This is a genomic window from Streptomyces sp. NPDC033178, from assembly GCF_055577685.1.
Map to the genome: position 1 here is coordinate 14,383 of NZ_JBVIPT010000025.1, position 24,906 is coordinate 39,288.

General features: G+C 70.3%; 20 protein-coding genes and 1 tRNA gene. 16 read left to right on the top strand and 5 right to left on the bottom strand.

The genetic code is table 11. The annotated features are described in order from the left end of the window. Positions 1 to 273: 273 nt before the first annotated feature. The 5 genes from ACZ5VQ_RS42840 (at position 274) to ACZ5VQ_RS42860 (ending at position 6,920) form a co-directional block, all read left to right on the top strand. A complete protein-coding gene (locus tag ACZ5VQ_RS42840; RefSeq protein ID WP_469109754.1) occupies positions 274 to 1,563 on the top strand; it encodes an ABC transporter substrate-binding protein in 1,290 nt (429 codons plus the stop codon). Then, the gene (locus ACZ5VQ_RS42845; protein WP_469109755.1) at positions 1,563 to 2,534 is read left to right on the top strand and encodes a carbohydrate ABC transporter permease; all 972 of its coding nucleotides are present in this window, start codon (positions 1,563 to 1,565) and stop codon (positions 2,532 to 2,534) included. The genes ACZ5VQ_RS42840 and ACZ5VQ_RS42845 overlap by 1 nt, the downstream gene beginning before the upstream one ends. Then, on the top strand, positions 2,531 to 3,439 hold the full coding sequence (locus ACZ5VQ_RS42850; RefSeq protein WP_469109756.1) for a carbohydrate ABC transporter permease: 909 nt from the start codon (positions 2,531 to 2,533) through the stop codon (positions 3,437 to 3,439). Before ACZ5VQ_RS42845 ends, ACZ5VQ_RS42850 begins: the two co-directional genes overlap by 4 nt. 7 nt (positions 3,440 to 3,446) lie before the next feature. Then, complete coding sequence (locus ACZ5VQ_RS42855) at positions 3,447 to 4,055, top strand: hypothetical protein (protein ID WP_362082993.1); 609 nt, start codon at positions 3,447 to 3,449, stop codon at positions 4,053 to 4,055. A gap of 117 nt (positions 4,056 to 4,172) precedes the next feature. Further along, a complete protein-coding gene (locus ACZ5VQ_RS42860; protein WP_469109757.1) occupies positions 4,173 to 6,920 on the top strand; it encodes an exo-rhamnogalacturonan lyase family protein in 2,748 nt (915 codons plus the stop codon). Between the two features lie 83 nt (positions 6,921 to 7,003). On the opposite strand, the gene ACZ5VQ_RS42865 is transcribed toward ACZ5VQ_RS42860, so the two are convergent. Further along, the gene (locus ACZ5VQ_RS42865; protein ID WP_469109758.1) at positions 7,004 to 9,520 is read right to left on the bottom strand and encodes an SCO7613 C-terminal domain-containing membrane protein; all 2,517 of its coding nucleotides are present in this window, start codon (positions 9,518 to 9,520) and stop codon (positions 7,004 to 7,006) included. Between the two features lie 97 nt (positions 9,521 to 9,617). Between ACZ5VQ_RS42865 and ACZ5VQ_RS42870 the strand changes: the two genes are divergently transcribed. Continuing rightward, positions 9,618 to 10,079, top strand: a complete 462-nt coding sequence (locus tag ACZ5VQ_RS42870) for an SRPBCC family protein (protein ID WP_469109829.1) — start codon at positions 9,618 to 9,620, stop codon at positions 10,077 to 10,079. 49 nt (positions 10,080 to 10,128) lie between these two features. Beyond that, positions 10,129 to 10,200, top strand: a tRNA-Val gene (locus tag ACZ5VQ_RS42875). A gap of 63 nt (positions 10,201 to 10,263) precedes the next feature. Here ACZ5VQ_RS42875 and ACZ5VQ_RS42880 read toward each other — a convergent pair. After that, a complete protein-coding gene (locus ACZ5VQ_RS42880; RefSeq protein ID WP_469109759.1) occupies positions 10,264 to 10,989 on the bottom strand; it encodes an exonuclease domain-containing protein in 726 nt (241 codons plus the stop codon). 168 nt (positions 10,990 to 11,157) lie between these two features. Between ACZ5VQ_RS42880 and ACZ5VQ_RS42885 the strand changes: the two genes are divergently transcribed. From ACZ5VQ_RS42885 to thrS, 3 genes are all read left to right on the top strand, one after another. Beyond that, complete coding sequence (locus ACZ5VQ_RS42885; protein ID WP_143635449.1) at positions 11,158 to 11,724, top strand: DUF4365 domain-containing protein; 567 nt, start codon at positions 11,158 to 11,160, stop codon at positions 11,722 to 11,724. After that, positions 11,721 to 12,953 (top strand): hypothetical protein, encoded by a 1,233-nt coding sequence (locus tag ACZ5VQ_RS42890; RefSeq protein ID WP_469109760.1) that lies wholly within the window; start codon positions 11,721 to 11,723, stop codon positions 12,951 to 12,953. The genes ACZ5VQ_RS42885 and ACZ5VQ_RS42890 overlap by 4 nt, the downstream gene beginning before the upstream one ends. 143 nt (positions 12,954 to 13,096) lie before the next feature. Beyond that, entirely contained in the window at positions 13,097 to 15,073 is a 1,977-nt protein-coding gene (thrS, locus tag ACZ5VQ_RS42895; RefSeq protein ID WP_469109761.1) for a threonine--tRNA ligase, read from the top strand. A gap of 78 nt (positions 15,074 to 15,151) precedes the next feature. Here thrS and ACZ5VQ_RS42900 read toward each other — a convergent pair whose 3' ends face one another. After that, on the bottom strand, positions 15,152 to 15,865 hold the full coding sequence (locus ACZ5VQ_RS42900; protein WP_469109762.1) for a potassium channel family protein: 714 nt from the start codon (positions 15,863 to 15,865) through the stop codon (positions 15,152 to 15,154). 67 nt (positions 15,866 to 15,932) lie between these two features. Here ACZ5VQ_RS42900 and ACZ5VQ_RS42905 point away from each other — a divergent pair, with 67 nt between their 5' ends. After that, positions 15,933 to 16,493 (top strand): HIT family protein, encoded by a 561-nt coding sequence (locus ACZ5VQ_RS42905; RefSeq protein WP_200399483.1) that lies wholly within the window; start codon positions 15,933 to 15,935, stop codon positions 16,491 to 16,493. 135 nt (positions 16,494 to 16,628) lie between these two features. On the opposite strand, the gene ACZ5VQ_RS42910 is transcribed toward ACZ5VQ_RS42905, so the two are convergent. Together ACZ5VQ_RS42910 and ACZ5VQ_RS42915 are read right to left on the bottom strand one after the other, a co-directional pair. Further along, positions 16,629 to 18,296 carry a hypothetical protein gene (locus tag ACZ5VQ_RS42910; RefSeq protein WP_362082966.1) on the bottom strand — a complete coding sequence of 556 codons (1,668 nt, stop codon included), beginning with the start codon at positions 18,294 to 18,296 and terminating at the stop codon, positions 16,629 to 16,631. A gap of 169 nt (positions 18,297 to 18,465) precedes the next feature. Further along, positions 18,466 to 20,664 carry an elongation factor G-like protein EF-G2 gene (locus ACZ5VQ_RS42915; RefSeq protein WP_469109763.1) on the bottom strand — a complete coding sequence of 733 codons (2,199 nt, stop codon included), beginning with the start codon at positions 20,662 to 20,664 and terminating at the stop codon, positions 18,466 to 18,468. A gap of 217 nt (positions 20,665 to 20,881) precedes the next feature. Here ACZ5VQ_RS42915 and pgsA point away from each other — a divergent pair, with 217 nt between their 5' ends. From pgsA to ACZ5VQ_RS42940, 5 genes are all read left to right on the top strand, one after another. Further along, positions 20,882 to 21,643 carry a phosphatidylinositol phosphate synthase gene (gene pgsA / locus ACZ5VQ_RS42920; protein WP_469109830.1) on the top strand — a complete coding sequence of 254 codons (762 nt, stop codon included), beginning with the start codon at positions 20,882 to 20,884 and terminating at the stop codon, positions 21,641 to 21,643. Beyond that, positions 21,640 to 22,566 carry a phosphatidylinositol mannoside acyltransferase gene (locus tag ACZ5VQ_RS42925; RefSeq protein WP_469109764.1) on the top strand — a complete coding sequence of 309 codons (927 nt, stop codon included), beginning with the start codon at positions 21,640 to 21,642 and terminating at the stop codon, positions 22,564 to 22,566. Before pgsA ends, ACZ5VQ_RS42925 begins: the two co-directional genes overlap by 4 nt. Beyond that, positions 22,563 to 23,732, top strand: coding sequence for a glycosyltransferase family 4 protein (locus ACZ5VQ_RS42930; RefSeq protein WP_469109765.1), 1,170 nt, complete (start codon positions 22,563 to 22,565; stop codon positions 23,730 to 23,732). Before ACZ5VQ_RS42925 ends, ACZ5VQ_RS42930 begins: the two co-directional genes overlap by 4 nt. Positions 23,733 to 23,771: 39 nt before the next feature. Then, positions 23,772 to 24,092 carry a hypothetical protein gene (locus ACZ5VQ_RS42935; RefSeq protein ID WP_469109766.1) on the top strand — a complete coding sequence of 107 codons (321 nt, stop codon included), beginning with the start codon at positions 23,772 to 23,774 and terminating at the stop codon, positions 24,090 to 24,092. A 267-nt stretch (positions 24,093 to 24,359) separates the two neighbouring features. After that, positions 24,360 to 24,905: a LemA family protein gene (locus ACZ5VQ_RS42940; protein ID WP_469109767.1), complete on the top strand. Its 546-nt coding sequence runs from the start codon at positions 24,360 to 24,362 to the stop codon at positions 24,903 to 24,905. Position 24,906 lies beyond the last annotated feature (1 nt).

Below are 24,906 nucleotides of genomic sequence, written 5' to 3' on the forward strand. Positions count from 1 at the left end.
TCACCCCACCCCCAACATTCACCCCACCCAACCTCCCCGAATCCAGCCCGCCAAACCCCGTTCGACCACCCGACCAACCCCACCCCACCTGCACACTCACCCAACACCCCCGCCACATCAGCCCAGTTCACGCCGTCGCGCGAGCGACCCCGTTCACACCGATTCCTGTCCGAATCATTGACGCCCACCAAGACCCTCCGTACCTTGTGCCAGCAAGCGCTTACTTGAAACGATTCATGGCAGCGGACGGCTACGTCGCGGGGAGGCCCGACTGTGGGAGAAAACGGGAGTGTTGAGAGGCGGACGGTCCTCAAGGCGGCCGGAGCGTCGCTGGCCACGCTGGGGCTGGCCACGACGACGGCCTGCGGGGGAGACAGCGGTGGATCGGGGGACGGGACCGTCGAGATCCGCTTCGCCTGGTGGGGCGCGGAGGAGCGGGCCAAGCGCATCAACCAGACCATCGCGCTCTTCGAGAAGAAGTACCCGAAGGTCAAGGTGAAGACGGACTTCCAGGATTACGTGGCCTTTTGGGAGAAGTTCCAGACCCAGGCCGCGGGTGGAAATCCTCCGGACGTATTCCAGAACGCTGTCGCATTCCTGCGGAAGTACGACAAGAGAAGTGTTCTCCTCGATCTCAAGTCCCAAGTGGACGCGGGAAATCTGAGCCTCAAGAACTTCCGCGCCGGAGTCGAGAAGGTCGGCGAGGTGGACGGAAAGCTGCTCGGCATACCCGTCGGCTCCAACACCATGTCGTTGGTCATTGACGAGAAGGTCTTCGAAAAGGCGGGCATCAAGCCCGAGCAGGGCTGGACCTGGGACGAGTACTTCGACGCCCTCGAAAAGATCCGCAACGAGCAGAAGGTGTCCGGCGACACCGGCTACTTCGGGATCATGTACCTCTACGACCTCTATCTGCGGCAGAACGGCAAGGCGTTCTTCACCGAGGACGGACTCGGCTTCGAGGCGGCCGACCTGACGGAGTGGTGGACGGACGCCTACAACCGCGTCAAGGCCGGGATCATCACCGACCCGAAGAAGATCGAGCAGCTCAAACCCAAGTCGGCGCTGGCCTCGGGCGACGGGGCGTCCGAGTTCACCTGGGACAACTTCACGGTGCGCTACACCACGGAGGGCGACAGCACGTACGGGCTCGCGCCGATCCCGACCACCGACGGCAAGGAGACCGGCCAGTACCTCTCCTCGCTGATGCTGAGCGGATCCGCCCGGACCAAGCACCCGAAGGAGGTCGCCCAGTTCATCGACTTCATGGTTCACGACCCCGAGGTCGGCAAGATCATGGGCTACGACCGCGGCATCCTCGCCAGCACCGAGCAGTTCGACGCGTACAAGCCGACCGACGCCCCCAACAAGGCGATCGCCCAGTACGAGGAGGACGTCGCCGCGGCCGGAGTCCTCGGGACCATCACCCCGCACCCGGCGGGCGCCGACACCGTCGAGGCGGCCTTCCTGCGCATCGCCGGTGACATGTCCCAGGGCAAGACCAAGGTCTCCGACGCGGTGAAGCAGTTCTTCTCCGAGGCCGAGTCCGCGCTCGCCGCCTGATGGGAACCGCAGTGACGACGCTCATCAAGGACTCTCCGCCGGATGCGCCAGAGAAGCGTCCCGGTCCCCCCGCCGCCGTCAAGCGGCGGGGCCGCCGGGAGAATCTGGCCGGCTACCTCTTCATGTCCCCGTGGATCGCGGGCTTTCTGCTGCTGACCGCGGGGCCCATGGCCGCCTCGCTCTATTTCGCGTTCACCGACTACAACCTCTTCGACTCCCCGCAGTGGATCGGCTTCGACAACTTCACCAGGATGTTCGACGATCCACGGTGGCAGAAGTCGGTGGAGGTCACGGCGAAGTACGTCGTCATCGGTACGCCGCTGAAGCTGCTGCTCGCCCTCGGCGTCGCCCTGCTGCTCGCACAGAGCAGGCGGGGCCAGGCCTTCTACCGGGCGGCCTTCTACGCCCCGTCGCTGATCGGCGCGAGCGTGTCCGTCGGCTTCGTGTGGCGCGCGCTCTTCTCCGACGACGCCGTCGTGGACCGTACGCAGTCGTTCTTCGGGTGGGACGTCGGCGGCTGGGTCGGGGACCCGGACTGGGTGCTCTACAGCCTCGTGGCGCTCACCGTCTGGCAGTTCGGGGCACCCATGGTGATCTTCCTCGCCGGACTCAAGCAGGTGCCCAAAGAGTTGTACGAGGCGGCCGAGGTGGACGGCGCCGGGCCGTTCAAGCGGTTCTGGAGCATCACCCTGCCGATGATCTCTCCGGTGCTGTTCTTCAACGTGCTGCTGGAGACCATCCACTCGTTCCAGATCTTCGGCTCGGCGTACGTCGTGTCCAACACCAGCTGCGGACCGGCCGACTCCACGCTCGTCTACACCTGCTACCTGTACCAGAAGGGCTTCAAGGAGGCCCAGATGGGCTTCGCCTCCGCGATGGCCTGGATGCTGCTGCTCGCCGTGGCGCTGGTGACGGCGGTCCTCTTCTGGTCCCAGAAGCGGTGGGTGCACTACGAGGAGGCCTCCCGATGAGCACCACCACGACTCCGACCACGAGCCCGACCCAGGCCCCGACCACCCCGCGCAAGTCGCTGGAGCTCGGGCGAAAGCGGACCGGATCGCTCGCCTGGCACCTCGGCGCCCTGCTCATCCTCGCGGTCGTCCTCTATCCCGTCATCTGGGTCCTCGGCGCCTCGTTCAAGCCCAGCCGGGAGATCATCGGCAGCCTGCAGCTCTTCCCGACCAGCCCGATCCTCCAGAACTTCAAGGGGCTCGCCGACGGCATCGCGGACATCTCGATCGCCACGTTCTTCGAGAACTCGCTCTTCTACGCGCTCGGCTCCGTCGTCGGCATCCTGATCTCCTGCTCGCTGACGGCGTACGCCTTCGCCCGCATTCGCTTCGCCGGGCGCAACCTGATGTTCTCGCTGATGATCGGCACACTGCTGCTGCCGTATCACGTGCTGTTGATCCCGCAGTACGTGATGTTCCAGAAGATGGAACTCATCAACACCTATGTACCCCTGCTGATCGGCAAGTACCTCGCGACCGAGGCGTTCTTCGTCTTCCTCATGGTGCAGTTCATGCGGAACCTGCCGAAGGAACTGGACGAGGCGGCGCGGCTCGACGGCTGCGGGCATCTGCGGATCTACTGGTCGATCGTGCTGCCGCTCTGCCGTCCGGCGCTCATCACCAGCGCGATCTTCACCTTCATCAACGCCTGGAACGACTTCATGGGCCCGCTGATCTACCTCAACGAGCCCGGCAAGTACACCGTCTCGCTGGGCATGATGATGTTCCGCGACCAGGAGGGCGTCGCCAACTACGGCGGCATGATCGCCATGTCGCTGGTGGCGCTGCTGCCGGTGCTGGCCTTCTTCCTCGCCTTCCAGCGGTACCTGATCGACGGCATGGCGACCTCCGGGCTGAAGGGCTGAGCCGGTCATGACCCAGACGCGCACGAAGACTCGTACGGCTGCCGCTCCCAGGCGTGAATCGGCCTTCGCCGAGCGGTTCGCACTGTTCGCCGAGTGTCTGCTCACCGGGGTGTGGATCGCGGTGGCCTCCCTGCCCGTGGTCACCTATCCCGCCGCGTTCGCCGCCGGGTCCCGGCATCTTCGACGGCGTACGGCCCATCTGGGCGGCGGCTGGCGGGAGTTCGTCGCGGACTACCGGTCGGCATTGCGCGGCGGGTGGATCGCAGGACTCGCCGGGTGGGCCGCGGCCCTCGCGGTGTGGGTCGACGTCCAGGCCGTGCGTGCCGGGATCCCGGGCGGCCCGGTCGTCGGGGCCGTCGGTCTGTTCGCCCTGATCGGGCTGGTCGTCGCCGGGCTGCGCGCGGCGGCGGTCTGGGAACCCGGCGCGTCCTGGCGGGAGCTGCTCGGGGCCGCCGGGCGCCGTACGGTCCTCGACCCCGCCGGGTCGTTCCTGCTGGTCGGCGGGGTGGCCGTGGTGGCCTGCTCCGCCTGGTTCATCCTGCCGCTGGCGGTCCCCGTGCTCGGGGCCGTCGCGGCGGCGGCCGTCGCCGTGGAGGAGCGCGGCCGGCGCCGCTGACCCAACCGTTCAACAGCACCCATCACGCGTAGACGTACACAGGGCCGGCGTCCGGCGCCGCGCCTCCATCTGTCATGCCCCTGACTTCCCCGCACGGAAAGGAAAGGCTGAATTCTGATGGCTTCCATCCCCCGTAGGTCCCTCCTGAAGGCGGCCGCCGTCGCCGGAGCCGCCGCCCAGTTCAGCTGGGCCCTGGGCGCCCAGGAGGCCCAGGCCGCGCCAAGAGCCGAGGCCGCCGACGCGGACCCGGTGACCCTGGACTGGCTGGAGGGCGGCGGCCTCGGCGCCGCCCCCGGCTCGACCGTGGGCGTGCCCTGGCCGAAGGGCGCGTACGAGAAGGAGCAGACGTTCGCGCTGAAGGACGCCGACGGCAAGGAGGTGCCCGTCCAGTCCTGGCCGATCGGCTACTGGCCGGACGGCTCGCTGAAGTGGACGGCACACGCGGTCGGGCCGGGCGCGGGGAGCGGCAAGCTCACGCTCGCCGCCGGGTCGCCCGCCGCGCCCGCGAAGAAGGTGACCGTCGACAAGAGCGGCGGTTCCATCGACGTGTCGACCGGTGTCATCACCGCGAAGATCGGCAAGAGCGGCTCCACGCTGGTGAAGTCCGTGCTGCGCGGCTCGACGGAGATCGCCAGGGACGGCCGTCTCGTACTGCTGCGGCAGCCCGAGATCGAGGACGGCGACCAGGGCGCGGAGAAGTACGAGCGGTTCGAGAGCGTCATCGGCGAGGTCGAGGTCGAGCAGGACGGGCCGGTCCGCGCGGTCGTCCGTATCGACGGCAAGCACCGCAAGGGCAGCCGGAGTTGGCTGCCCTTCTCGGTCCGGCTCTACTTCTACGCGGGCGCCGAGTCGTTCCGCATGGTGCACACGATCACCTTCGACGGCACCCAGGAGCCGGGCAGGGCGAGCGGCGACTTCATCCGCGGGATCGGCGTCCGGTTCAAGGTGCCGATGCGCGATGCCGCGTACGACCGGCACATCCGTATCGGCGGTGAGGGCACGGGTCTGCTGCGCGAGGCCGTCAAGGGCATCACCGGTCTGCGCCGGGACCCGGGCGCGGCCGTGCGCACCGCCCAGTTCGAGGGCAGGAAGCTGCCCGACCCGTCGACCTGGGACCAGCGGGTGACGACCCGCCTCCAGTACATCCCCGAGTGGGGCGACTACACCCTCTCCCAGCTCTCCGCGGACGGCTTCGGCGTGCGCAAGCGCACCAAGAAGGGCCACGGCTGGATCCCCGCGGGCGGTGGCCGGCGGGCCAGCGGCTTCGGGTACGTGGGTGGTGCCAGCGGTGGATTCTCCTTCGGGCTGCGGGACTTCTGGGAGAAGTTCCCCGCCCAGCTCGACATCCGCGACGCCCAGACCGACGAGGCCGAGGTCACCATGTGGCTCTGGTCGCCCGAGGCGCAGCCCATGGACCTGCGCTTCTACCACGACGGCATGGGTCAGGACACGTACCCCGAACAGCTCGAAGGCCTCAACATCACCTACGAGGACTACGAGCCCGAGTTCGGCACGCCCTACGGCATCGCCCGTACCAGCGAACTCCTCTTCTGGGCCCACGAGTCGACGCCGAGCGCCGAGGCGATGGCCGAACAGGTGGAGGCCGTCCGCACCCCGGCACAGCTCGTCGCCCCGCCCCAACACCTCATCAAGGCGGGCGTGTTCGGGAAGCTGTTCTCCGAGCCCGACCGCTCCACCGCCGCCAAGGCGAAGATCGAGGACCATCTCGACTTCCTCTTCACCTATTACAAGGACCAGGTGGAGATGCGCCGTTGGTACGGCTTCTGGGACTACGGCGACATCATGCACTCGTACGACCCGAGCCGGCACCAGTGGTGCTACGACGTCGGCGGCTACGCCTGGGACAACTCCGAGCTCTCGCCCGACCTGTGGCTCTGGTTCGCGTACATGCGCTCGGGCCGCGCCGACATCTTCCGCTTCGCCGAGGCCATGACCCGCCACACCGGTGAGGTCGACGTCTACCACCTCGGCAAGTGGGCGGGCCTCGGCACCCGCCACGGCGTCCAGCACTACGCCGACAGCGCCAAGCAGCAGCGCATCGCCAACACGACCTACCGGCGCTACTACTACTTCCTCACCGCGGACGAACGCGTCGGCGACCTCATGCACGCCAACGTCGACTCCGACGAGACGTTCCTCGTCCTCGACCCCATCCGCAAGATCCGCACCGAGCCGTACGAGCCGGACCGCAACGCGCTCTCGATCGGCTTCGGCACCGACTGGAGCGGTCTGGTCTCCGCCTGGCTCACCGAGTGGGAGCGGCGCGGCCCCAAGTGGGAGAAGGCGAAGGCGCGGGTCCTGTCGACGATGGAGACCATCGCCGCCCAGCCCAACGGGTTCGTCCAGGGCAGCGCCCTGTACGACCTGGACACCGGGAAGTTCGCCGTCGCGGACAAGGCCGTGGTCGGTGTCTCGCATCTCTCGGCGATGTTCGGCCTGGTCGAGCTGAACGCCGAACTCCTCGACCAGATCGACATGCCGAAGTTCAAGGAGGCGTGGCTCGACTACTGCCGCTACTTCAACGCCACGAAGGCCGAGCAGAGGGCCCGCTACGGCTCCGACTTCGGCTCCCTGCTGCTCTTCCAGGGGCATGCGCGGCAGGACGCGTACGCCGCCGTCCAGTTGGGCGACGACGCGCTGGCCGCGCGGGCGTGGCGGCAGTTCTACAACAGTGCCGACACCTGGGACTACAAGGAGTCGACGGACTGGTCCACGAAGAAGGTCGACGGGCCGACCGGCCTGGTCCCGGGCAGTGAGGCGTCGTGGGTTTCGACGAACACGACGGCGTTGTACGGGCTGGCGGCGATTCAGAATCTGGCGTTGGTGGGCGACAAGATGCCGTGACGTTCCACTGGGGTGCGGGGATTGGGTGCGGGTCCGCCGGGGCTGGGCGCGCAGTTCCCCGCGCCCCTGAAGGGGCGCCCTGGTCAGTGCATCCTTCCAAGGACATCCTTGACTCGGCGGGCGTCTCGTAGGCGCTGTTCGTATGTCGCGCCCAGGGCGAGGAGCAGGAGGCCGGCCAGTGCCGGAGGTACCCAGCGGGGTACCGCGCCCATCGCCTGGGCGATGTACGGGGCCAGTTCGTGGAGGGCGACCAGGGCCAGTGTGCCGCCGCCGAGGACGAGCAGGGCCTGGAGGCGTTGCCGGGCGCCGACGAGGGTGACCAGGAGTGCCGCCGCGCCGAGCAGCAGCGGGCGCGGCCAGTCGAGGTCGCCCCATGCCGCGAGAAGGCTCGGCAGCAGCGTCACCGACAGGCCGGGCCCGTAGGCCGTCCAGGACGAGGTCTCCGGGTCCCGCCTCCTGCGGACGAACCCGACGACCAGCGCGGGCACGGTCACCGGCAGGGTGTACGCCTCGGGCGAGCCGACCTCCCAGGACGCCAGCCGGACCCAGGTGGCCAGCACGAACAGGGCCGCCGCCGCGTAGCCGACCTGCCTGCGGTCCGGCCGGACCGCCGTGCCCGCGGCGATCACGCCGCACAGTGCCAGCACGAGGGCGAGCATGGGCGGTTCCATGAACGCGAGGTCGATCGCCACCAGTGCGGCGACGGCTCCCGTGATCTCGACGGACAGGGTCGGCGTCGCGTCCTTGAGCCGGGCCGCAAGCAGCGCGGCCGTGGCAGGCACCACCAGCACGAGCAGCGCGATGTGGTGCGGCTGCCAGTCCAGCGACGCGCCCGCGGCACACGCCAGCGCGGTGGCGGACGCGAGGGACGCGGCGGCCGACACGGCCCGGATCTCGTGCTTCTGCCGGACGGCGAACGCCCCGAACAGGGCGGTCAGGCTCCCGAGGACGGCCAGGGTGGCCGCTTCGGCGGTCAGGGAGAGCGCGACGAGGTGGAGAGAGGTGAGGAGGGCCAGGCCAAGGGCGGTCAGGGTGATGGGGGAGGGGCGGGTGCTGGTCGGGGCCGGGGGCTCTGTCGGGCGTGCGGTCCCGTCGTCGGTCGGGTGTGCGTGACGGCTGTACGTCGCGGTCGTCAGGGTGGCGGCGGTCACCACGCCCTGTGCCAAGAGGGCTGCCGGGTAAGGGAGTTCGAGCGTGGCGGGCAGGACGAGGACCGCGGACCAGGCCAGACCGAGCGCACCGCTCAGGGCGGCGGACCGGTGCGGCCCGCCCCGGAACGTCAGGGCCAGGACCGCCGCGACCGCGGCCAGCACCAGCGGAGCCGTCTCCGTGTTCGGCGGCCACGGCGTGGAGACCGTCACCGCGTCCCGGGCGTCCGAAGGCGCACCGGACCACACGCGTTCCGCCCAGCCGACCGGGCCCGCGAGGACCACGGTGACGAGAGGCAGGGCCCATGCCACGGCGAGGGCCTGCACACCCGCGGAGGACCAACGCAGGCCACGGCGTACGGCTTCAGGGAGCCAGGTGCCGCGTACGACCGACAACGCGACGCCGCACAGCAGATAGCCCGGAACCGTCCAGGCGTCGGGCAGCACCGAGCGGAGTACGCCGCCCGCCGCGGCGACGGTGATCAGGCCGCCGGTCACTGAGAGAACGGGGGCGGCCTGCGCGGTGGGGGCACGCCACGCGGCCCCCAGCGCGATCGCCGCGGCGAGGGCGAGGAGCGCCGCCGCACGGGCGGCGGCGCTCGGACCGGTGGCCTCCCACGAGAGCCGGCCGGCCGCCAGAAGGCCCCAGGCGCCCGTCCCGTACGCGCCGACGGAGGCGACGACACGGACGGACCGCACGGACACCGAGAGGGCCACGACCGTGTCGAACGCGGCTGTCACCAGCAGCGCCGCCGTGATCGTGTGATGTCCCGCGCCAGCCGCCACCACCCAGAGCAGCAGCGGGAGTTGAGCCGTCGCCATCGCCGCCGGGAGCGGCAGGCGCAGGGCACCGAGTGAGCGCCCGTACGCCGCCCACAGCACCGCCAGGAGCGCGGTCGCGGCGGCCGCGTACCCGGTGCCGTCCACCTCCGGGAGGGCGACCTCGTGCAGGGCGTAGGCGTCGAGCACCGTCAGCACCAGGCCGAGGCCCGCCACCGACTCGGCCGTCGAGCGGAGCCCGCGCTTCAGCAGCGGCACGGGTGCGGCGAGCGCGGCGAAGGTGACCGCGCCGAGGACCGCAGCCCGTCCTGCGATGCCCAAGTGCCCCCAGCTGACCAGCGTGAACGCGATCGCCGCGACGGTCAGCAGGACGCCGCCGAGCACGAGCAGCACGTTCTGCACACCGGGAGCCGTGGCCTCGGGCCGCCGGGTGTGGGGCGCAGGTGCCGACCAGACGGCCGGGGCCTGTGCGGGGGTCGGGGCAGGACCCCAGGCCGGGGCCGGTGTCTTGGCCGACCGGAGCACACCGAGCAACCAGGACCGGCGGGCCAGCAGTTGGGCCCTGCGCGCGTCCAGTTGCCGCAGCTCGTGGTCGAGGATCCGCAACTCCTCGGCCGGTGGCGGAATGTTCGTCATGCCTCGGAGTGTGGTCCGGGTCACGCCGTACGGCATGAGCGCACGTACTCAGGACGTACTCAGATCCGGACACCCCGAGGTGCGGACGCACCGGTTCTGCCCGGGGCGGGCCGCTGACCGGCAGACTCGGCACATGGACTGGACGCACTACCGCTTCCGCAGCCTGTGGAGGCTCGCCGCCCCGCTCGGCGAGGTCTACGAGGCGCTGGCCGACGTCGAACGCTATCCGCGCTGGTGGCCGCAGGTGCGCGAGGTGACACCCCTCGACGCGAGCAGCGGCGTCGTCCGCATCCGCTCGGTGCTGCCGTACGACCTGGTGTTCACCGGGCGGGAGGTGGGCCGCGATCCGGCGGCCGGGGTCCTGGAGATAGCGATGACCGGCGACGTGGACGGCTGGGCGCGGTGGACCCTCGCCACCGACGGGACCGGCACCCGCGCCCGCTACGACCAGGAGGTCCATGTGGCCAAGCCGCTGCTGAGGCGGCTCGCCGTGCCCGGACGGCCCGCGTTCCGCGCCAACCACGCGCTGATGATGCGGGCCGGGCGGAAGGGGCTGGTCGCCCACCTCCGCGGCACCCCTTCGCGCGAACCGTGAAGCGGTTTGAAGGAAACGCGAGGAGACCTGTATTGTTCAGTGCGTTCCCGGGCGATTAGCTCAGTGGGAGAGCGCTTCGTTCACACCGAAGAGGTCACTGGTTCGAACCCAGTATCGCCCACCGGGAAAGGCCGGTCCGTCACAGACGGACCGGCTTTTTTGTTCGCTGCCGACGGGATGCGGCTCAGGCCGCCGCCGACAGTTCGGGGCGCAGCGGCCACGCCGGATCGACTGCCTCCTCCGTGCCGCTGCGTGCGAACCACGCCTGGAGGCCGCGTGCCTGCGCCGCGTGCCAGACGGCCTGCAGCGTGTGCAGCTCGGCCGCCGAGAGCCGCTCAAGGCGCGTCGCGAAACGGCGCCCGACCGCCCGTACGACCTCCAGTGAGGCCAGTGCGTCGGCCGCCGCGTCATGCGCTCCCGTCAGCTCCACGCCGTAGTGCGCGCAGAGGTCCGTGAGCGTGCGGCGGCCCTTGCGGTAGCGGTCCAGGTGTTTGTCGAGGACCCGCGGATCGAGGACGCGCATCGGCACGGTCTCGAACCAGTGGTCCAGCGAGGACGCCCGGTGCCTGCGCAACTCCCGGTCCAGGAGCGTCAGATCGAAGGGCGCGTTCATCACCACGAGCGGGCGGCCCGCCGCGCTCTGTTCGGCCAGTTCCCTGACTATCTCGTCCATCACCGGCGACGGCCAGCGGCCGTTCAGCCGGAGATGCTCATCCGTCAGCCCATGTATCGCCGTGGCCCCCTCGGGCACCGGAACTCCCGGATTCACCAGCCAGCGGCGCACGCGCGGGCGGCTTCCGGGAGCGTCCTGGACGACGACGGCGGCCGACACGATCCGGTCGGTCTCCACGTCCACACCCGTCGTCTCGGTGTCGAACGCGGTCAAGGGGCCCTCGTACCAGCACGTCATACGCACACAACTCCTTGTTCACCTTCGGCAGTTGACGCGCCGTCCCCTGCCCTTTTTGTGATACCCGGGCTGTTTGCGCCGTACGCCGGAAGGAGACAACAGAGGTACGGGTCTTTGCAGTTCAGCGGCCCGCAGCGGGGATTCACCTGATTCGGAAGGCTGTTGGACATGGCGCTCGCGCAGCCCGAGCAGGGCGGGCTGCTGCCCCAGAGGACGGCACCGCATCGCGGCTCACTGGCCACCACGGCGTGCATGGAGACACTGCAGGTCGGTTATCTGCACGCGGTCGCGGCGGCCGCGGGCTGTTCCCTGTCCCAGCCCTTTCCGGACAACGGCATCGACTGGCACGTCAGCCACAGCGCCCCCGGGCACACGGTCGACGACGAAGTCACCATCAAGGTGCAGCTCAAGTGCACGTACCAGATCCCGCCGAACCCCCCGGGCCCGGCCTTCTCCTTCACGCTCGACAACGCCCACCTGGAGAAACTGGCCCGCACCCCGGTCTCGGTGCACAAAATACTGGTCGTGATGCTGGTGCCCAGATCGCAGGACGACTGGCTGCGTGCCGGCCACGACCGCCTCGATCTGCGGCACTGCTGCTACTGGATCAACCTCGCCGGACACCGGATCACCGGCCGGCGCAGGACCACCGTGCGGATTCCGACCTCTCGCGTCTTCGACGACCGCGCGCTCTGCGAGATCATGACGCGGGTCGGAACGGGAGGCAGACCGTGACGCACCGCCCCACCGACGAGCCCCTACGCCCCGTCAGGCCCCACCCCGTCGAGACCCCGGGGCTCTGGGACCAGCCACCCCGGCCCGACCAGGTCGACCCGGCCGTCCTCGGTGCGCTCCTGCACCGGCACGGCTGGCAGCGCCGCGGCGGAGCCCCCGGACGGTACGGCCGCTGGACCCCACCGGGGCCCGGCGGCTCCGGCACCAGCCTGCTGGTACCGGAGAGCCGGGCCTTCCCCGACAGTGAGGACCTTCTCGCCGAAGCCCTCGTCGCGCTGTCCCGCAGCGCCTCGCCCTCCGCCCGTGACGTCCTGGTCGGCCTCGCCGTGCCCAGCGACGAGATCCGCTGGTGGCGCGATGTACCGACGGGTCCTGTCGGCGTCTCGCCGTGGACCGTCGAGGAACAACTGCGCACGGCGGCACGGCAGATGCTCCTCGCGGGCGCCCTCGCCGCGCGTGCGCGGGCCGGCTACTACGGCGCCCGCCACCGCAGGCCCGCCGCCGCGTCCCTGGAGAACGTCCTCGTCGGAGCCGCCCCTGGCGGCCGCCGGCTCACCGCCTTCGTGCCGGTCGCCACCGGCCGGCCGCTTGCCGTCCGCCTCCACCAGGCGTTGTACGCGGTCCGCGAGGCCATCGACTACAAGCGCGCGACCGGTGGCATGGACGCCTTCGACGGGGCTGTCGAGGCGGGCGTGAGCCATGAGCTCACCGAGGCGCTGGCGTCCCTGGTGCGCGGCACCGAGGGCGCCCGGATCGCCGTCGAGTGGGCGCCCGCGGCCGGGGTGCCCGAAGGGTGTGCGACGCCCGCCGAACCCGTCGAGTTCTCGCCCGGCGACCTGCCCGCACTCCGCGAGGCCGGCGCCCGCTATCTGCGCGAGGAACCCTCCGTGCCCGTGCGCATCACCGGAGCCGTGGTGCGGATGCGCAGGTCGGGACCGCGCGGCGAGGGGAGCGTACGGCTGCGGGTCATCGCCGGGGCCGAGGTCCCGCACGTACGGATGACGCTCGACGAGGAGGCGTACCGGATAGCGGGGCACGCCCATCTCGTCGGGCTGCCGGTGCGGGTGCACGGGCGGTTGGAGAGCCGGGGCGGATTCCGGCGGCTGACCGGGGCGTCCGGGGTGGCACCCGTGCAGGTCGACGAGGCGGAGCGGGACCGGCTGATGAAGTCGCTGCAGGCGACCGCCGAAATCGCGGCCTTCTTCGAGGAGGCGTGCAGCGGGGACTGAGGTTCCTGGTGGAGACGTACCGCGTGCGGAAGGCGGGGAGAGGGAACCGTTTCGCGAGGGGTGCCCCGGGCTCGGTACGATCGCCCTTGTATTACGCGTGCACCAGACGACCGCGCGCGTTTCCCTTCAGGCAGGAGAGTCCGGTGTCAGACGTCCGTGTGATCATCCAACGCGATTCCGAGCGGGAAGAGCGCGTGGTGACGACGGGCACTACGGCGGCCGAGCTCTTCGCCGGTGAGCGCACCATCGTCGCGGCCCGCGTGGCGGGCGAGCTCAAGGACCTCGCGTACGAGGTGAAGGACGGCGAGACCGTCGAGAGCGTGGAGATCTCCTCCGAGGACGGTCTCAACATCCTGCGCCACTCCACCGCGCACGTCATGGCGCAGGCCGTGCAGGAGCTGTTCCCCGAGGCCAAGCTGGGCATCGGCCCGCCGGTCAAGGACGGCTTCTACTACGACTTCGACGTGGAGAAGCCCTTCACGCCCGAGGATCTCAAGGCCGTCGAGAAGAAGATGCAGGAGATCCAGAAGCGGGGGCAGCGCTTCTCCCGTCGTGTCGTCACCGACGAGGCCGCCCGCGAGGAGCTGGCCTCGGAGCCGTACAAGCTGGAACTGATCGGCATCAAGGGCTCCGCGTCGAGCGACGACGGCGCGGACGTCGAGGTCGGCGGCGGCGAGCTGACGATCTATGACAACCTCGACGCCAAGACCGGCGACCTGTGCTGGAAGGACCTCTGCCGCGGTCCCCACCTGCCGACCACCCGGAACATCCCGGCGTTCAAGCTGATGCGCAACGCCGCCGCGTACTGGCGCGGCAGCGAGAAGAACCCGATGCTCCAGCGCATCTACGGCACCGCGTGGCCGTCGAAGGACGAGCTGAAGGCGCACCTGGAGTTCCTCGCCGAGGCCGAGAAGCGCGACCACCGCAAGCTCGGCAGCGAGCTGGACCTGTTCTCCATCCCGGAGCAGATCGGCTCCGGCCTCGCCGTCTTCCACCCCAAGGGCGGCGTCGTCCGCCGGGTCATGGAGGACTACTCGCGGCGCCGCCACGAGGAAGAGGGCTACGAGTTCGTCTACACCCCGCACGCCACCAAGGGGAAGCTCTTCGAGACCTCGGGCCACCTGGACTGGTACGCCGACGGCATGTACCCGCCCATGCAGCTCGACGAGGGCGTGGACTACTACCTCAAGCCCATGAACTGCCCGATGCACAACCTGATCTTCGACGCGCGCGGCCGCTCGTACCGTGAACTGCCGCTGCGCCTCTTCGAGTTCGGGACCGTGTACCGGTACGAGAAGTCGGGTGTCGTGCACGGTCTGACCCGTGCCCGGGGCTTCACGCAGGACGACGCGCACATCTACTGCACCAAGGAGCAGATGGCGGAGGAGCTCGACAAGACGCTCACCTTCGTCCTCGGCCTGCTGCGGGACTACGGTCTGACCGACTTCTACCTGGAGCTGTCCACCAAGGACCCGGAGAAGTTCGTCGGCTCCGACGAGATCTGGGAGGAGGCCACCGAGACGCTGCGGCAGGTGGCCGAGAAGCAGGGCCTCCCGCTGGTCCCGGACCCGGGCGGCGCCGCGTTCTACGGCCCGAAGATCTCCGTCCAGACCAAGGACGCGATCGGCCGCACCTGGCAGATGTCGACCGTGCAGCTCGACTTCAACCTGCCCGAGCGTTTCGACCTGGAGTACACGGGCCCCGACGGCACCAAGCAGCGGCCGGTGATGATCCACCGAGCGCTGTTCGGGTCGATCGAGCGCTTCTTCGCGGTCCTGCTGGAGCACTACGCGGGCGCGTTCCCGGCGTGGCTGGCGCCCGTCCAGGCGGTCGGCATCCCGATCGGCGACGCGCACGTGGACTACCTGCACAAGTTCGCCGCCGACGCGAAGAAGAAGGGCCTGCGGGTCGAGGTCGACTCGTCCTCCGACCGCATGCAGAAGAAGATCCGCAACGCCCAGAAGCAGAAGGTGCCCTTCATGGTCATCGCGGGCGACGAGGACATGGCCAACGGCGCCGTCTCCTTCCGCTACCGCGACGGCTCCCAGGAGAACGGCATCCCGCTCGACGAGGCCATCGCGAAGATCGCGAAGGTGGTCGAGGAGCGCGTGCAGGTCTGATCGCGGACGCGAGTGCGATCCCCGTACGCGAGCGTCCGGCCGTACGGTCCTGAAGGCGCCCGGAGGCCCCCGGAGAGCTCAGCTTTCCGGGGGCCTCTCGTGCTGCGCGGGGGCTGCCGGCGGGTGTTCGTCCGGTACGGGGGCTGCTGCCCGGCGCTCGTCCTCGCTGGAGAAGACCTGCAGCAGCCACGCCGAGAACGACCCCGTGACCGCGCCGAGCAGCGCCAGCCCGCAGGCCATCAGGCCGACCGCGATCACGCGTCCGGCGGCCGTCACGGGAGTCACGTCGCCGTATCCCACGGTCGCGAGCGTGGCGCAGGTCCACCAGACCGCGTCGCCGAAGGTACGGATCGTCGCGCCCGGCGCCGCGTGCTCCTGCTGGTACACGGCGAGCGCGCCCGCGAAGCCGAGCAGGGCCACCGAGAGACCGGCGTACGTGATCACGCGCGCATGCAGGGTGAGCCGCGGGCGTCCCTGCCGGCGCTGGACGGCCTCGTAGACCCTGACCACCCGCAGGGGGCGCAGCAGGGGCAGGGCCAGGACGACCGTGTCCAGCCAGTGCGTCCGTACGAAGCGGTGGCCCTCGCCGCTCAGCCGCCAGCGCACGGCGTAGTCGACGGCGAACACCGCCCAGCTCGCCAGGGTCACCGCGAGACACAGGGCCCGCCACGGCTCGGGCAGGCCGTGGGCGAGGACATGGATCGCGTACGCGGTGAGGAACAGTGCCGAGGCCACGGCGAGCGGGACCTCGGCGCGGTGTTCCCAGCGGGCCGTGCGGCTGTCGTCGTCCATCGGCTCAGCTTGGCCGGAGGCCCTTTCACGTGGTACCCGGCGACACGCCGCGAACGGGCGAAGCCATATGCTGCACCACATGACGAGTGAGCCGGAGCAGCAGATCGGAGTCGGCACACAGGACGCGTTCCAGCGCCTGTGGACGCCCCACCGGATGGCGTACATCCAGGGCGAGAACAAGCCCACCGGTCCCGGGGCCGACGACGGCTGCCCCTTCTGCTCGATCCCGGCCAAGTCCGACGAGGACGGGCTCGTCATCAAGCGCGGCGAGCAGGTCTACGCGGTGCTCAATCTGTACCCGTACAACGGCGGGCACCTGATGGTCGTGCCCTACCGGCACGTCGCGGACTACACCGACCTGACCGTCCCGGAGACCGCCGAGCTCGGCGAGCTGACGAAGCAGGCGATGACCGCGCTGCGGGCCGCCTCCGGGGCGCACGGGTTCAACATCGGGATGAACCAGGGCACGGTCGCGGGCGCCGGTATCGCCGCCCACCTGCATCAGCACATCGTGCCCCGCTGGGGCGGCGACACCAACTTCATGCCGGTGGTCGGGCACACGCGGGTACTGCCCCAACTCCTCGCGGACACACGGAAGATGCTCGCGGAGGCCTGGCCGACGGCCTGAGGCCCCGCCCCGTAAGGGGCGCGGGGCTGTGCCGATGTGCGGCTCCGCCGCGGGGCGCGACCAGCCCCCACGACCCGCACGATCTTCACGACCGCACGATCCACAACGCGCCCGCCCCGCCGAACCGCCGGAGGCCTACGCGTCGTATACGTCCGCCTTCCTCGGTGACGCGTCCTGGATCGCCGTGCTCAGGAACGACGAGCGGTTGCCGAACTTCTCCGTGTCGACGCCGTTCTCCTTGAGGACCTTGATGGACGCCGCGTGCACCACGCGCAGGACGGGCGTGGCCGCCCGCAGCGCGTCGTCGGCCATGAAGCGGTGCCGCCAGGGCTGATCGGCCCACGCGTGCCGCAGACCGAACGGCTCCGGGAGCGCCAGGCTGCCGCCGAGCCAGTTGAGCAGCGGCGGGTACCAGGTGATCGGGGCGCGCACGGCGAGGCGCACCACCTCGTCCGTGTCGACGAGCGGGAGCTTCTTCGAGCGGGTCTCCCAGGGCTTGAAGGACTTCGCGATCTGCTTCGTCTTCGCCGAGGGCTTGGTCGTGAACAGCGGGTGCACGGGTCCGAGCGCGTGGCCGGTGACCTCGATGCGCAGGGTCTCGTGCAGCACGGTCACCGTGATCAGCATGGTGATGACCAACTGGCCGTCCCACAGCGTCCACTGGATCCCGAGGTAGTGCCGGTCGCCGCTGCCGAACTGCTGCTTGTTGCAGATGTCCTGGATGGCGTGGTTCTTCACCTGGTACGCGTCCACGTCCGTACCGCCGGGCCGGGACACCGAACCGGCGTTCTCCCCGATCGGGGTGACCACCCAGTGCTTTATCGAAGGGCGCGGGAAGCCGCCGGTGTTGAGCGGGCCGCGCTCCAGCATGCGCAGTTGGTCGTGGATCGACCGGATGACGTCCCAGCTGCGGAAGGGGTGGATCTCCTTGTTCTCGTCGAGCGGAACCAGATCCTCGGCGAGCTGCCAGCTGCCCCAGCGTGTGCCCATGCCGAGTATGCCCTTGGGGCCCGCGTAGAAGACGGAGTTGGACTGCTGCTCGGCGCTCAGCTTGGCCAGGTTCTGGCGCAGTGACTCCGCCGCCGTCTCGCCGGGGCTGCCGGGCACCGCCTCGGGGATCTTGGCGCCCACGCCGCCGCCCGAAAGGAGGCCCTCCCAGCGGGCCCGCAGGTCCTTGGCCGTGCGCTCGCAGATCTGCTGGGCCCAGAACCAGCCGACGACCGGCATGACGATCGCCGCGCGTGCGTACCAGGCCCAGAAGCCGCCGAACGGCAGCCGGAGCAGGAAGATCACGGCGAGCGCGCCGAAGGCGATGAGGAGGGTGGTGGCCAGGGCGGAGGCGCGTTTGTCCTCACGCTTGGCGATCATCGTGCGGATCTGGAAGACCAGCAGCCAGGCGATGAGCCCGGGCAGGAAGATCAGCCCGCACAGCACCGTCACCGCCGTCAGCCAGTTGTCGCGCTCCCGGCGGATGCGGTTCGCCGCCAGGCAGTGCTCGACGACGACCTGTGGTTCGGTGCCGAACGACTGGATGAGCGCGTTACGGCCGCTGCCCAGCATGCGGTCGTGAACGGCCCGCGCGAACGCCTCGCCCAGATTGGGCACGAAGAGCTTGAGCTTGCCCTCCTTGACCTTCGACTTGTGCCATTCGTTGTTGGCTTTGAGGATCTCCCCGACCTCGTTGTCCCGGTACGCCGCCGAGGCCAGGGCGAATGTCGCCGCCGTCTGGCCTGCGGCACCCGAGAGCGGGACCTGTGCCCCGGGCCTGAAATCGAATCCCTCGTCCGCCACTGCCGCCCCCATCGCCGCCTTGCTCCGCTGCTGCGGCTTTTCCCGACTTCCGTGCTCCGCACACCTGTTGATCAGGTCATCGTCTTGATCAGGTTCTCAGAGTATCCGCCGGGACCGACATCCGTCGGCGGACAGCACAAGCTGCCCGCCGATCCGGAGGGGCGATGGACCGGTGTTTCAACTAGGGATTTCCCTGCGCCTGTTCGCGGATTTTCTCCGCCAACTGCGCCGGCATCGGCTCGTGTCGGGCGTATGTGCGGTTGAAGCGCGCGGTGCCGTGCGACAGGGAGCGCAGGTCGACCCCGTACCGCCCGATCTCGATCTCGGGGACCTCTGCCCGTACGAGCGTGCGGTTCCCGCCGGCCTGCTCGGTGCCGACGACGCGACCGCGCCGCCCCGACAGATCGCTCATCACGGCGCCCACGTACTCGTCGCCGACCAGGACCGTCACCTCGGCGACCGGCTCCAGGAGATGGATCCGGGCGTCGACCGCGGCCTCCCGCAGGGCGAGCGCGCCGGCGGTCTGGAAAGCGGCGTCCGAGGAGTCCACCGAGTGCGCCTTGCCGTCGAGCAGCGTGATCCGTATGTCGATCAGCGCATAGCCCGCGGCCACACCCTTGGCGGCCTGCGCGCGCACGCCCTTCTCGACGGACGGGATGAACTGCCGTGGCACGGCCCCGCCGACGACCTTGTCGACGAACTCGATGCCGGATCCTCCGGGCAGCGGCTCCACCTCGATCGCGCAGATCGCGTACTGCCCGTGCCCGCCCGACTGCTTCACATGGCGGCCGCGCCCCGCCGACCTGTCGGCGAACGTCTCCCGCAGGGAGACCTTGTGGGGTACGACATCGACCTGGACGCCGTAGCGGCTGCGCAGCCGTTCCAGGGCGACGTCCGCGTGGGCCTCGCCCAGACACCACAGGACGACCTGGTGGGTGTCCTGGTTCTGTTCGAGCCGCATCGTCGGGTCCTCGGCGACCAGCCGGCCCAGGCCCTGCGACAGCTTGTCCTCGTCCGCCTTGCTGTGCGCCTGGATGGCGAGAGGCAGCAGCGGGTCGGGCATCTCCCACGGCTCCATGAGCAGCGGGTCGTCCTTGGAGGAGAGCGTGTCGCCGGTCTCGGCACGGCTCAGCTTGGCCACGCAGGCGAGGTCACCGGCGATGGCGTGCGTGAGGGCGCGCTGCTGCTTGCCGAACGGCGCGGACAGGGCGCCGATGCGTTCGTCGACGTCGTGGTCCTCATGGCCGCGGTCGGCGAGCCCGTGTCCGGAGACGTGCACCGTCTCGTCGGGGCGCAGCGTCCCGGAGAACACGCGGACCATCGACACCCGGCCGACGTACGGGTCGGACGCGGTCTTCACGACCTCGGCGACCAGCGGCCCGTCCGGGTCGCAGGCCTTCACCTGGCGGGCCCTGCCGTCCGGGGTGGTGACCGTCGGGGCCTCGCGCTCCAGCGGGGTCGGGAAACCGCCGGTGATCAGCTCAAGGAGCTCCACCGTGCCGAGCCCCTGCTTGGCGCCCTCGGCGGCGGGCGCGGCGGCCAGCACCGGGAAGAAGATCCCGCGAGCGACGGCCCGTTCCAGGTCCTGCACGAGTGTCTTGAAGTCGAGTTCCTCGCCGCCGAGGTAGCGGTCCATGAGGGTCTCGTCCTCGCTCTCGGCGATGATCCCCTCGATCAGCCGGTTGCGGGCCTCCTCGATGAGCGGCAGCTGTTCGGGGCCCGGCTCGGACTCCTTGCGTTCCCCGGAGGCGTAGTCGAACAACCGCTGCGACAGCAGCCCGATCAGACCCGTCACGGGCGCGTGCCCGTCGGGACCCTGCGGGCCGTGCAGCGGCAGGTACAGCGGCAGCACGGCGTCGGGGTCGTCGGCCCCGAAAGCCTCCGCGCAGGTCCGCGTCATCTCGTCGAAGTCCGCCCTGGCCGACTCCAGGTGCGTGATCACGATGGCCCGCGGCATCCCGACCGCCGCGCACTCCTCCCACACCATGCGCGTCGAGCCGTCCACCCCGTCCGAGGCCGAGACGACGAAAAGGGCCGCGTCCGCCGCTCGCAGACCGGCCCTCAACTCGCCGACGAAATCGGCGTATCCGGGTGTGTCGAGAATATTGATCTTGTATCCGTCCCAGTCGACGGGTACCAGGGAGAGCTGTACCGAGCGTTGCTGCCGGTGCTCGATCTCGTCGTAGTCGGAGACGGTGCCGCCGTCCTCCACACGGCCCGCCCTGTTCACCGCTCCCGCCGTCAGCGCGAGAGCTTCCACCAGAGTCGTCTTGCCCGATCCGGAGTGGCCGACCAGCACCACATTCCGTACGGACGCGGGGTGGTCGGCCGCCGTAGCCCTGCCGGCGGCTCCGGGGTGTGCATTCGCCTTGTCGCCCATGGCCTTGCCTCCCGTGCACGGTGAGGTCACTGTGGGCGCGGACGCGCGGCGCCGCGTGCGGTGGCGGCTCCGATGACGCCCGCGGTGTCTTCGAGCTTTGCACTCGTGTCACGGTGCGTCCATACAACGGACGCGATCGCGCCGTCCCACGGATGTCATCAGGACGTGACCCGGGGTGCGGGTGCCCGACCGTCGCACAAGCGCACGCGTGGCTACGATGGGCCAGCCGGTGGCCAGCAGGGGCCGCGCGGCCACACCGACCCTCGGGAAGGCCATGCTGAACAAGTACGCGCGTGCATTCTTCACGCGTGTCCTCACACCGTTCGCCGCGTTTCTCATCCGCCGGGGGGTAAGCCCCGACACGGTCACCCTCCTGGGCACGGCCGGAGTGATGGCGGGCGCACTGGTCTTCTACCCCAGGGGGGAACTCTTCTGGGGCACGATCGTGATCACGCTGTTCGTGTTCTCGGACCTCGTCGACGGCAACATGGCCCGCCAGCTGGGCCGCTCCAGCCGCTGGGGAGCCTTCCTCGACTCGACGCTCGACCGGGTCGCCGACAGCGCGATCTTCGGCGGGTTCGCGCTCTGGTACGCGGGCGGTGGCGACGACAACGTCCTGTGTGCCGTCTCGATCTTCTGTCTGGCCAGCGGTCAGGTGGTGTCGTACACCAAGGCCCGCGGCGAGTCGATCGGACTGCCCGTCGCCGTCAACGGCCTCGTCGAGCGCGCAGAGCGCCTGGTGATCTCGCTGGTCGCGGCCGGCCTGGCGGGCTTCCACAAGACCTTCGGCGTGCCCGGTATCGAGATCCTGCTGCCCATCGCGCTGTGGATCGTCGCCGTCGGCAGTGTCGTCACGCTGATCCAGCGCGTCGTCACGGTCCGCCGGGAGTCCGCAGAGGCCGACGCGGCTGCCGACGCCTCCCCCTCCGCCACCGCCTCGCCGGACAACGCCTCGCAGAGCAGCGAGGCCACACCGTGAGCGGTCTGAAGGGCCAGCTGACGTACGCGGCGTACGCGGCGGGCTGGGGGGCCGTCAAGAAGCTTCCCGAGCCCGTCGCCGTACGCCTGGGCCGGACCATCGCCGACATCGCCTGGAAGCGGCGCGGCAAGGGCGTACGACGCCTCGAATCCAACTACGCGCGCGTGCTGCCCGACGCGAGCCCGGAGCGGCTCACCGAGCTCTCCAGGGCCGGCATGCGCTCGTACCTGCGCTACTGGATGGAGTCCTTCCGGCTGCCCGCCTGGAGCCGGGAGCGCATCAAGGACGGCTTCGACGTGAAGGACGTCCACCACCTCACCGACGGGCTCGCCGCCGGGAAGGGTGTCATCCTCGCGCTGCCGCACCTGGCCAACTGGGACCTCGCCGGCGCCTGGGTCACCACCAAGCTGGAAACGCCGTTCACGACGGTCGCCGAGCGGCTTGAGCCGGCGAAGCTGTACGACCGGTTCGTCGCCTACCGCGAGAGCCTCGGCATGGAGGTCCTGCCGCACAGCGGCGGCACCGCGTTCGGCACGCTGGCCCGGCGGCTGCGCGACGGCGGCCTCGTCTGTCTGGTAGCCGAGCGCGATCTGTCCGCCTCCGGGGTCGAGGTCAAGTTCTTCGGAGACGCCACCCGGATGCCCGCGGGTCCGGCGCTGCTCGCCCAGCAGACCGGTGCGCTGCTGCTGCCGGTGACACTCTGGTACGACGACTCGCCCGTGATGCGGGGCCGGGTCCATCCGCCCGTCGACGTCCCCGAGTCAGGTAGCCGGGCCGAGAAGACGTCTGTCATGACGCAGGCGCTGGCCGACGCCTTCGCCACGGGTATCGCCGACCATCCGGAGGACTGGCACATGCTGCAGCGCTTGTGGCTCGCCGACCTGGAGCCCCGCTCCGGGCCGGCCGAGGGGGAACAGCCGTGAGAATCGGCATCGTCTGTCCGTACTCCTGGGACGTGCCCGGGGGAGTCCAGTTCCACATCCGCGATCTGGCGGACCACCTCATCGGCCTCGGACACGACGTGTCCGTCCTCGCTCCGGCCGACGACGACACCCCCCTTCCGCCGTACGTCGTCTCGGCGGGCCGTGCCGTCCCGGTGCCGTACAACGGCTCGGTCGCGCGCCTCAACTTCGGGTTCCTGTCGGCCGCGCGGGTGCGGCGCTGGCTGCACGACGGCACGTTCGACGTGATCCACATCCACGAGCCGGCCTCGCCGTCCCTCGGCCTGCTCTCCTGCTGGGCCGCACAGGGGCCGATCGTCGCCACCTTCCACACGTCGAACCCGCGGTCCCGGGCGATGATCGCCGCGTACCCGATCCTGCAGCCCGCCCTGGAGAAGATCAGCGCGCGCATCGCGGTGAGCGAGTACGCGCGGCGCACCCTCGTCGAGCACCTGGGCGGCGACGCCGTCGTCATCCCGAACGGCGTCGACGTGGACTTCTTCGCCAAGGCGGAGCCCAAAACGGAGTGGCAGGGCGAGACGATCGGCTTCATAGGGCGTATCGACGAGCCCCGCAAGGGACTGCCGGTCCTCATGAAGGCGCTGCCGAAGATCCTCGCCGAGCGGCCGGGGACCCGGCTCCTGGTCGCCGGGCGCGGTGACGAGGAGGAGGCCGTCGAGAAGCTCCCCGCGGAGCTGCGGTCGCGCGTCGAGTTCCTCGGCATGGTGAGCGACGACGACAAGGCACGGTTCCTGCGCAGCGTCGACCTGTACGTCGCGCCCAACACCGGCGGCGAGAGCTTCGGGATCATCCTCGTCGAGGCCATGTCGGCGGGCGCGCCCGTGCTCGCCTCCGACCTCGACGCGTTCGCGCAGGTCCTCGACCAGGGCGCGGCGGGCGAGCTGTTCGCCAACGAGGACGCCGACGCGCTGGCCGCCTCCGCGGTACGGCTGCTCGGCGACCCGGCGCGCCGCGCGGAACTGCGCGAACGGGGGAGCGCGCATGTGCGGCGCTTCGACTGGTCGACGGTCGGCGCGGACATCCTGTCCGTCTACGAGACGGTCACCGACGGCGCCGCCGCGGTCGCCGCCGACGAGCCCAACGAGCCGGGCGGGCTGCTGGCCCGACTCGGCCTGGTCCGGGACTGAGAGCAGGAGGGAACGCGCGTGGTGTGGGACGCACATGGCGTGGGGGACGTACGTGATGTCCGGGAGGTGCCCCAGGAGGCCGCCAGGACTCCCCTGACGGCCGAGGAGGAACTGCGCAGCCGCTCGGTCTTCGCCACCGAGATCGGCGCGCAGCTGGCCCGCCAGGGGTGGGCTGTCTTTCCCGCGCACACGCCGGAGGAGCGCATCCGGCTCTTCGCGGTGGCGCGGATCATCGAGGAGCGGCTCGGGTGCCGGGTCGAGGCCGTGCCGCAGGACATCGTGTCCATGCGGTTCACGGTGGTGGGCGCCGCGCATGAGGTCGGCCCGGCGGCCGGGGCAGCCGGACAGCTGGACGACTGACGCCCGGGGCGGCGCCCCGCGTGAGGTGACAGTGCCGGGGGGAGGGGGAGGGGCCTGGCCGGGCCCGCCTCCGCCCCCCCGACTGGGCTGATGGCGGGATCGCTGCAGCAGCGTCCGGTTCTGACGGTGGGTCACTGCGGTGACATCCGGGTGCGGTGGTGCGGTGGTGCGGTGGTGCGCGGCGCCTGCGTGCGGCTCGGCTGCTGATCGTCGTGCGGGGTGATGCCGAGGCGGGCGGCCCGGGACGCACCGGTAGCCTGTGCGCCCGTGACCTCCACACTGATCTGGATCGTGGTCGCCCTCGTGGCGATCGGCCTCTACCTGAGCTGGACCGCGGGCCGTCTCGACCGGCTGCACTCGCGGATCGACGCGGCCCGGGCCGCGCTCGACGCACAGTTGCTCCGGAGGGCGTCGGTGGCACAGGAGCTGGCCACCTCCGGAGTGCTCGACCCGGCCGCCTCGATCGTGCTCTACGAAGCGGCGCACGCGGCCCGCCAGGCCGAGGAGGACAACAGGGAGGTCGCCGAGAGCGACCTCAGCCAGGCGCTGCGGGCCGTCTTCGGAGAGGTCCAGCAGGTCGAGGCGGTGCAGGCGGTCCCCGGTGGCGAGGAAGCGGCACGTGAACTCGCCCAGGCGGTCCGCCGGGTTCCGATGGCCCGGCGCTTCCACAACGACGCCGTACGAGCGGCCCGCGCCCTGCGCCGCCACCGCAAGGTGCGCTGGTTCCGGCTGGCCGGCCACGCGCCGTTCCCGCTGGCCTTCGAGATGGACGACGAGGCTCCGGTCGCCCTCGCGGACCGCCCGGGAACGTAGT

Excerpts from the sequence above, each read along its gene's own strand:
- ACZ5VQ_RS42915 (WP_469109763.1), bottom strand. The coding sequence starts at position 20,664 with ATGGGCGACAAGGCGAATGCACACCCCGGAGCCGCCGGCAGGGCTACG.
- ACZ5VQ_RS42870 (WP_469109829.1), top strand. The coding sequence starts at position 9,618 with ATGGACTGGACGCACTACCGCTTCCGCAGCCTGTGGAGGCTCGCCGCC.
- ACZ5VQ_RS42845 (WP_469109755.1), top strand. The coding sequence starts at position 1,563 with ATGGGAACCGCAGTGACGACGCTCATCAAGGACTCTCCGCCGGATGCG.
- ACZ5VQ_RS42885 (WP_143635449.1), top strand. The coding sequence starts at position 11,158 with ATGGCGCTCGCGCAGCCCGAGCAGGGCGGGCTGCTGCCCCAGAGGACG.
- ACZ5VQ_RS42910 (WP_362082966.1), bottom strand. The coding sequence starts at position 18,296 with ATGGGGGCGGCAGTGGCGGACGAGGGATTCGATTTCAGGCCCGGGGCA.
- pgsA (WP_469109830.1), top strand. The coding sequence starts at position 20,882 with ATGGGCCAGCCGGTGGCCAGCAGGGGCCGCGCGGCCACACCGACCCTC.
- ACZ5VQ_RS42860 (WP_469109757.1), top strand. The coding sequence starts at position 4,173 with ATGGCTTCCATCCCCCGTAGGTCCCTCCTGAAGGCGGCCGCCGTCGCC.
- ACZ5VQ_RS42850 (WP_469109756.1), top strand. The coding sequence starts at position 2,531 with ATGAGCACCACCACGACTCCGACCACGAGCCCGACCCAGGCCCCGACC.
- ACZ5VQ_RS42900 (WP_469109762.1), bottom strand. The coding sequence starts at position 15,865 with ATGGACGACGACAGCCGCACGGCCCGCTGGGAACACCGCGCCGAGGTC.
- ACZ5VQ_RS42905 (WP_200399483.1), top strand. The coding sequence starts at position 15,933 with ATGCTGCACCACATGACGAGTGAGCCGGAGCAGCAGATCGGAGTCGGC.
- ACZ5VQ_RS42855 (WP_362082993.1), top strand. The coding sequence starts at position 3,447 with ATGACCCAGACGCGCACGAAGACTCGTACGGCTGCCGCTCCCAGGCGT.
- ACZ5VQ_RS42865 (WP_469109758.1), bottom strand. The coding sequence starts at position 9,520 with ATGCCGTACGGCGTGACCCGGACCACACTCCGAGGCATGACGAACATT.
- ACZ5VQ_RS42880 (WP_469109759.1), bottom strand. The coding sequence starts at position 10,989 with ATGACGTGCTGGTACGAGGGCCCCTTGACCGCGTTCGACACCGAGACG.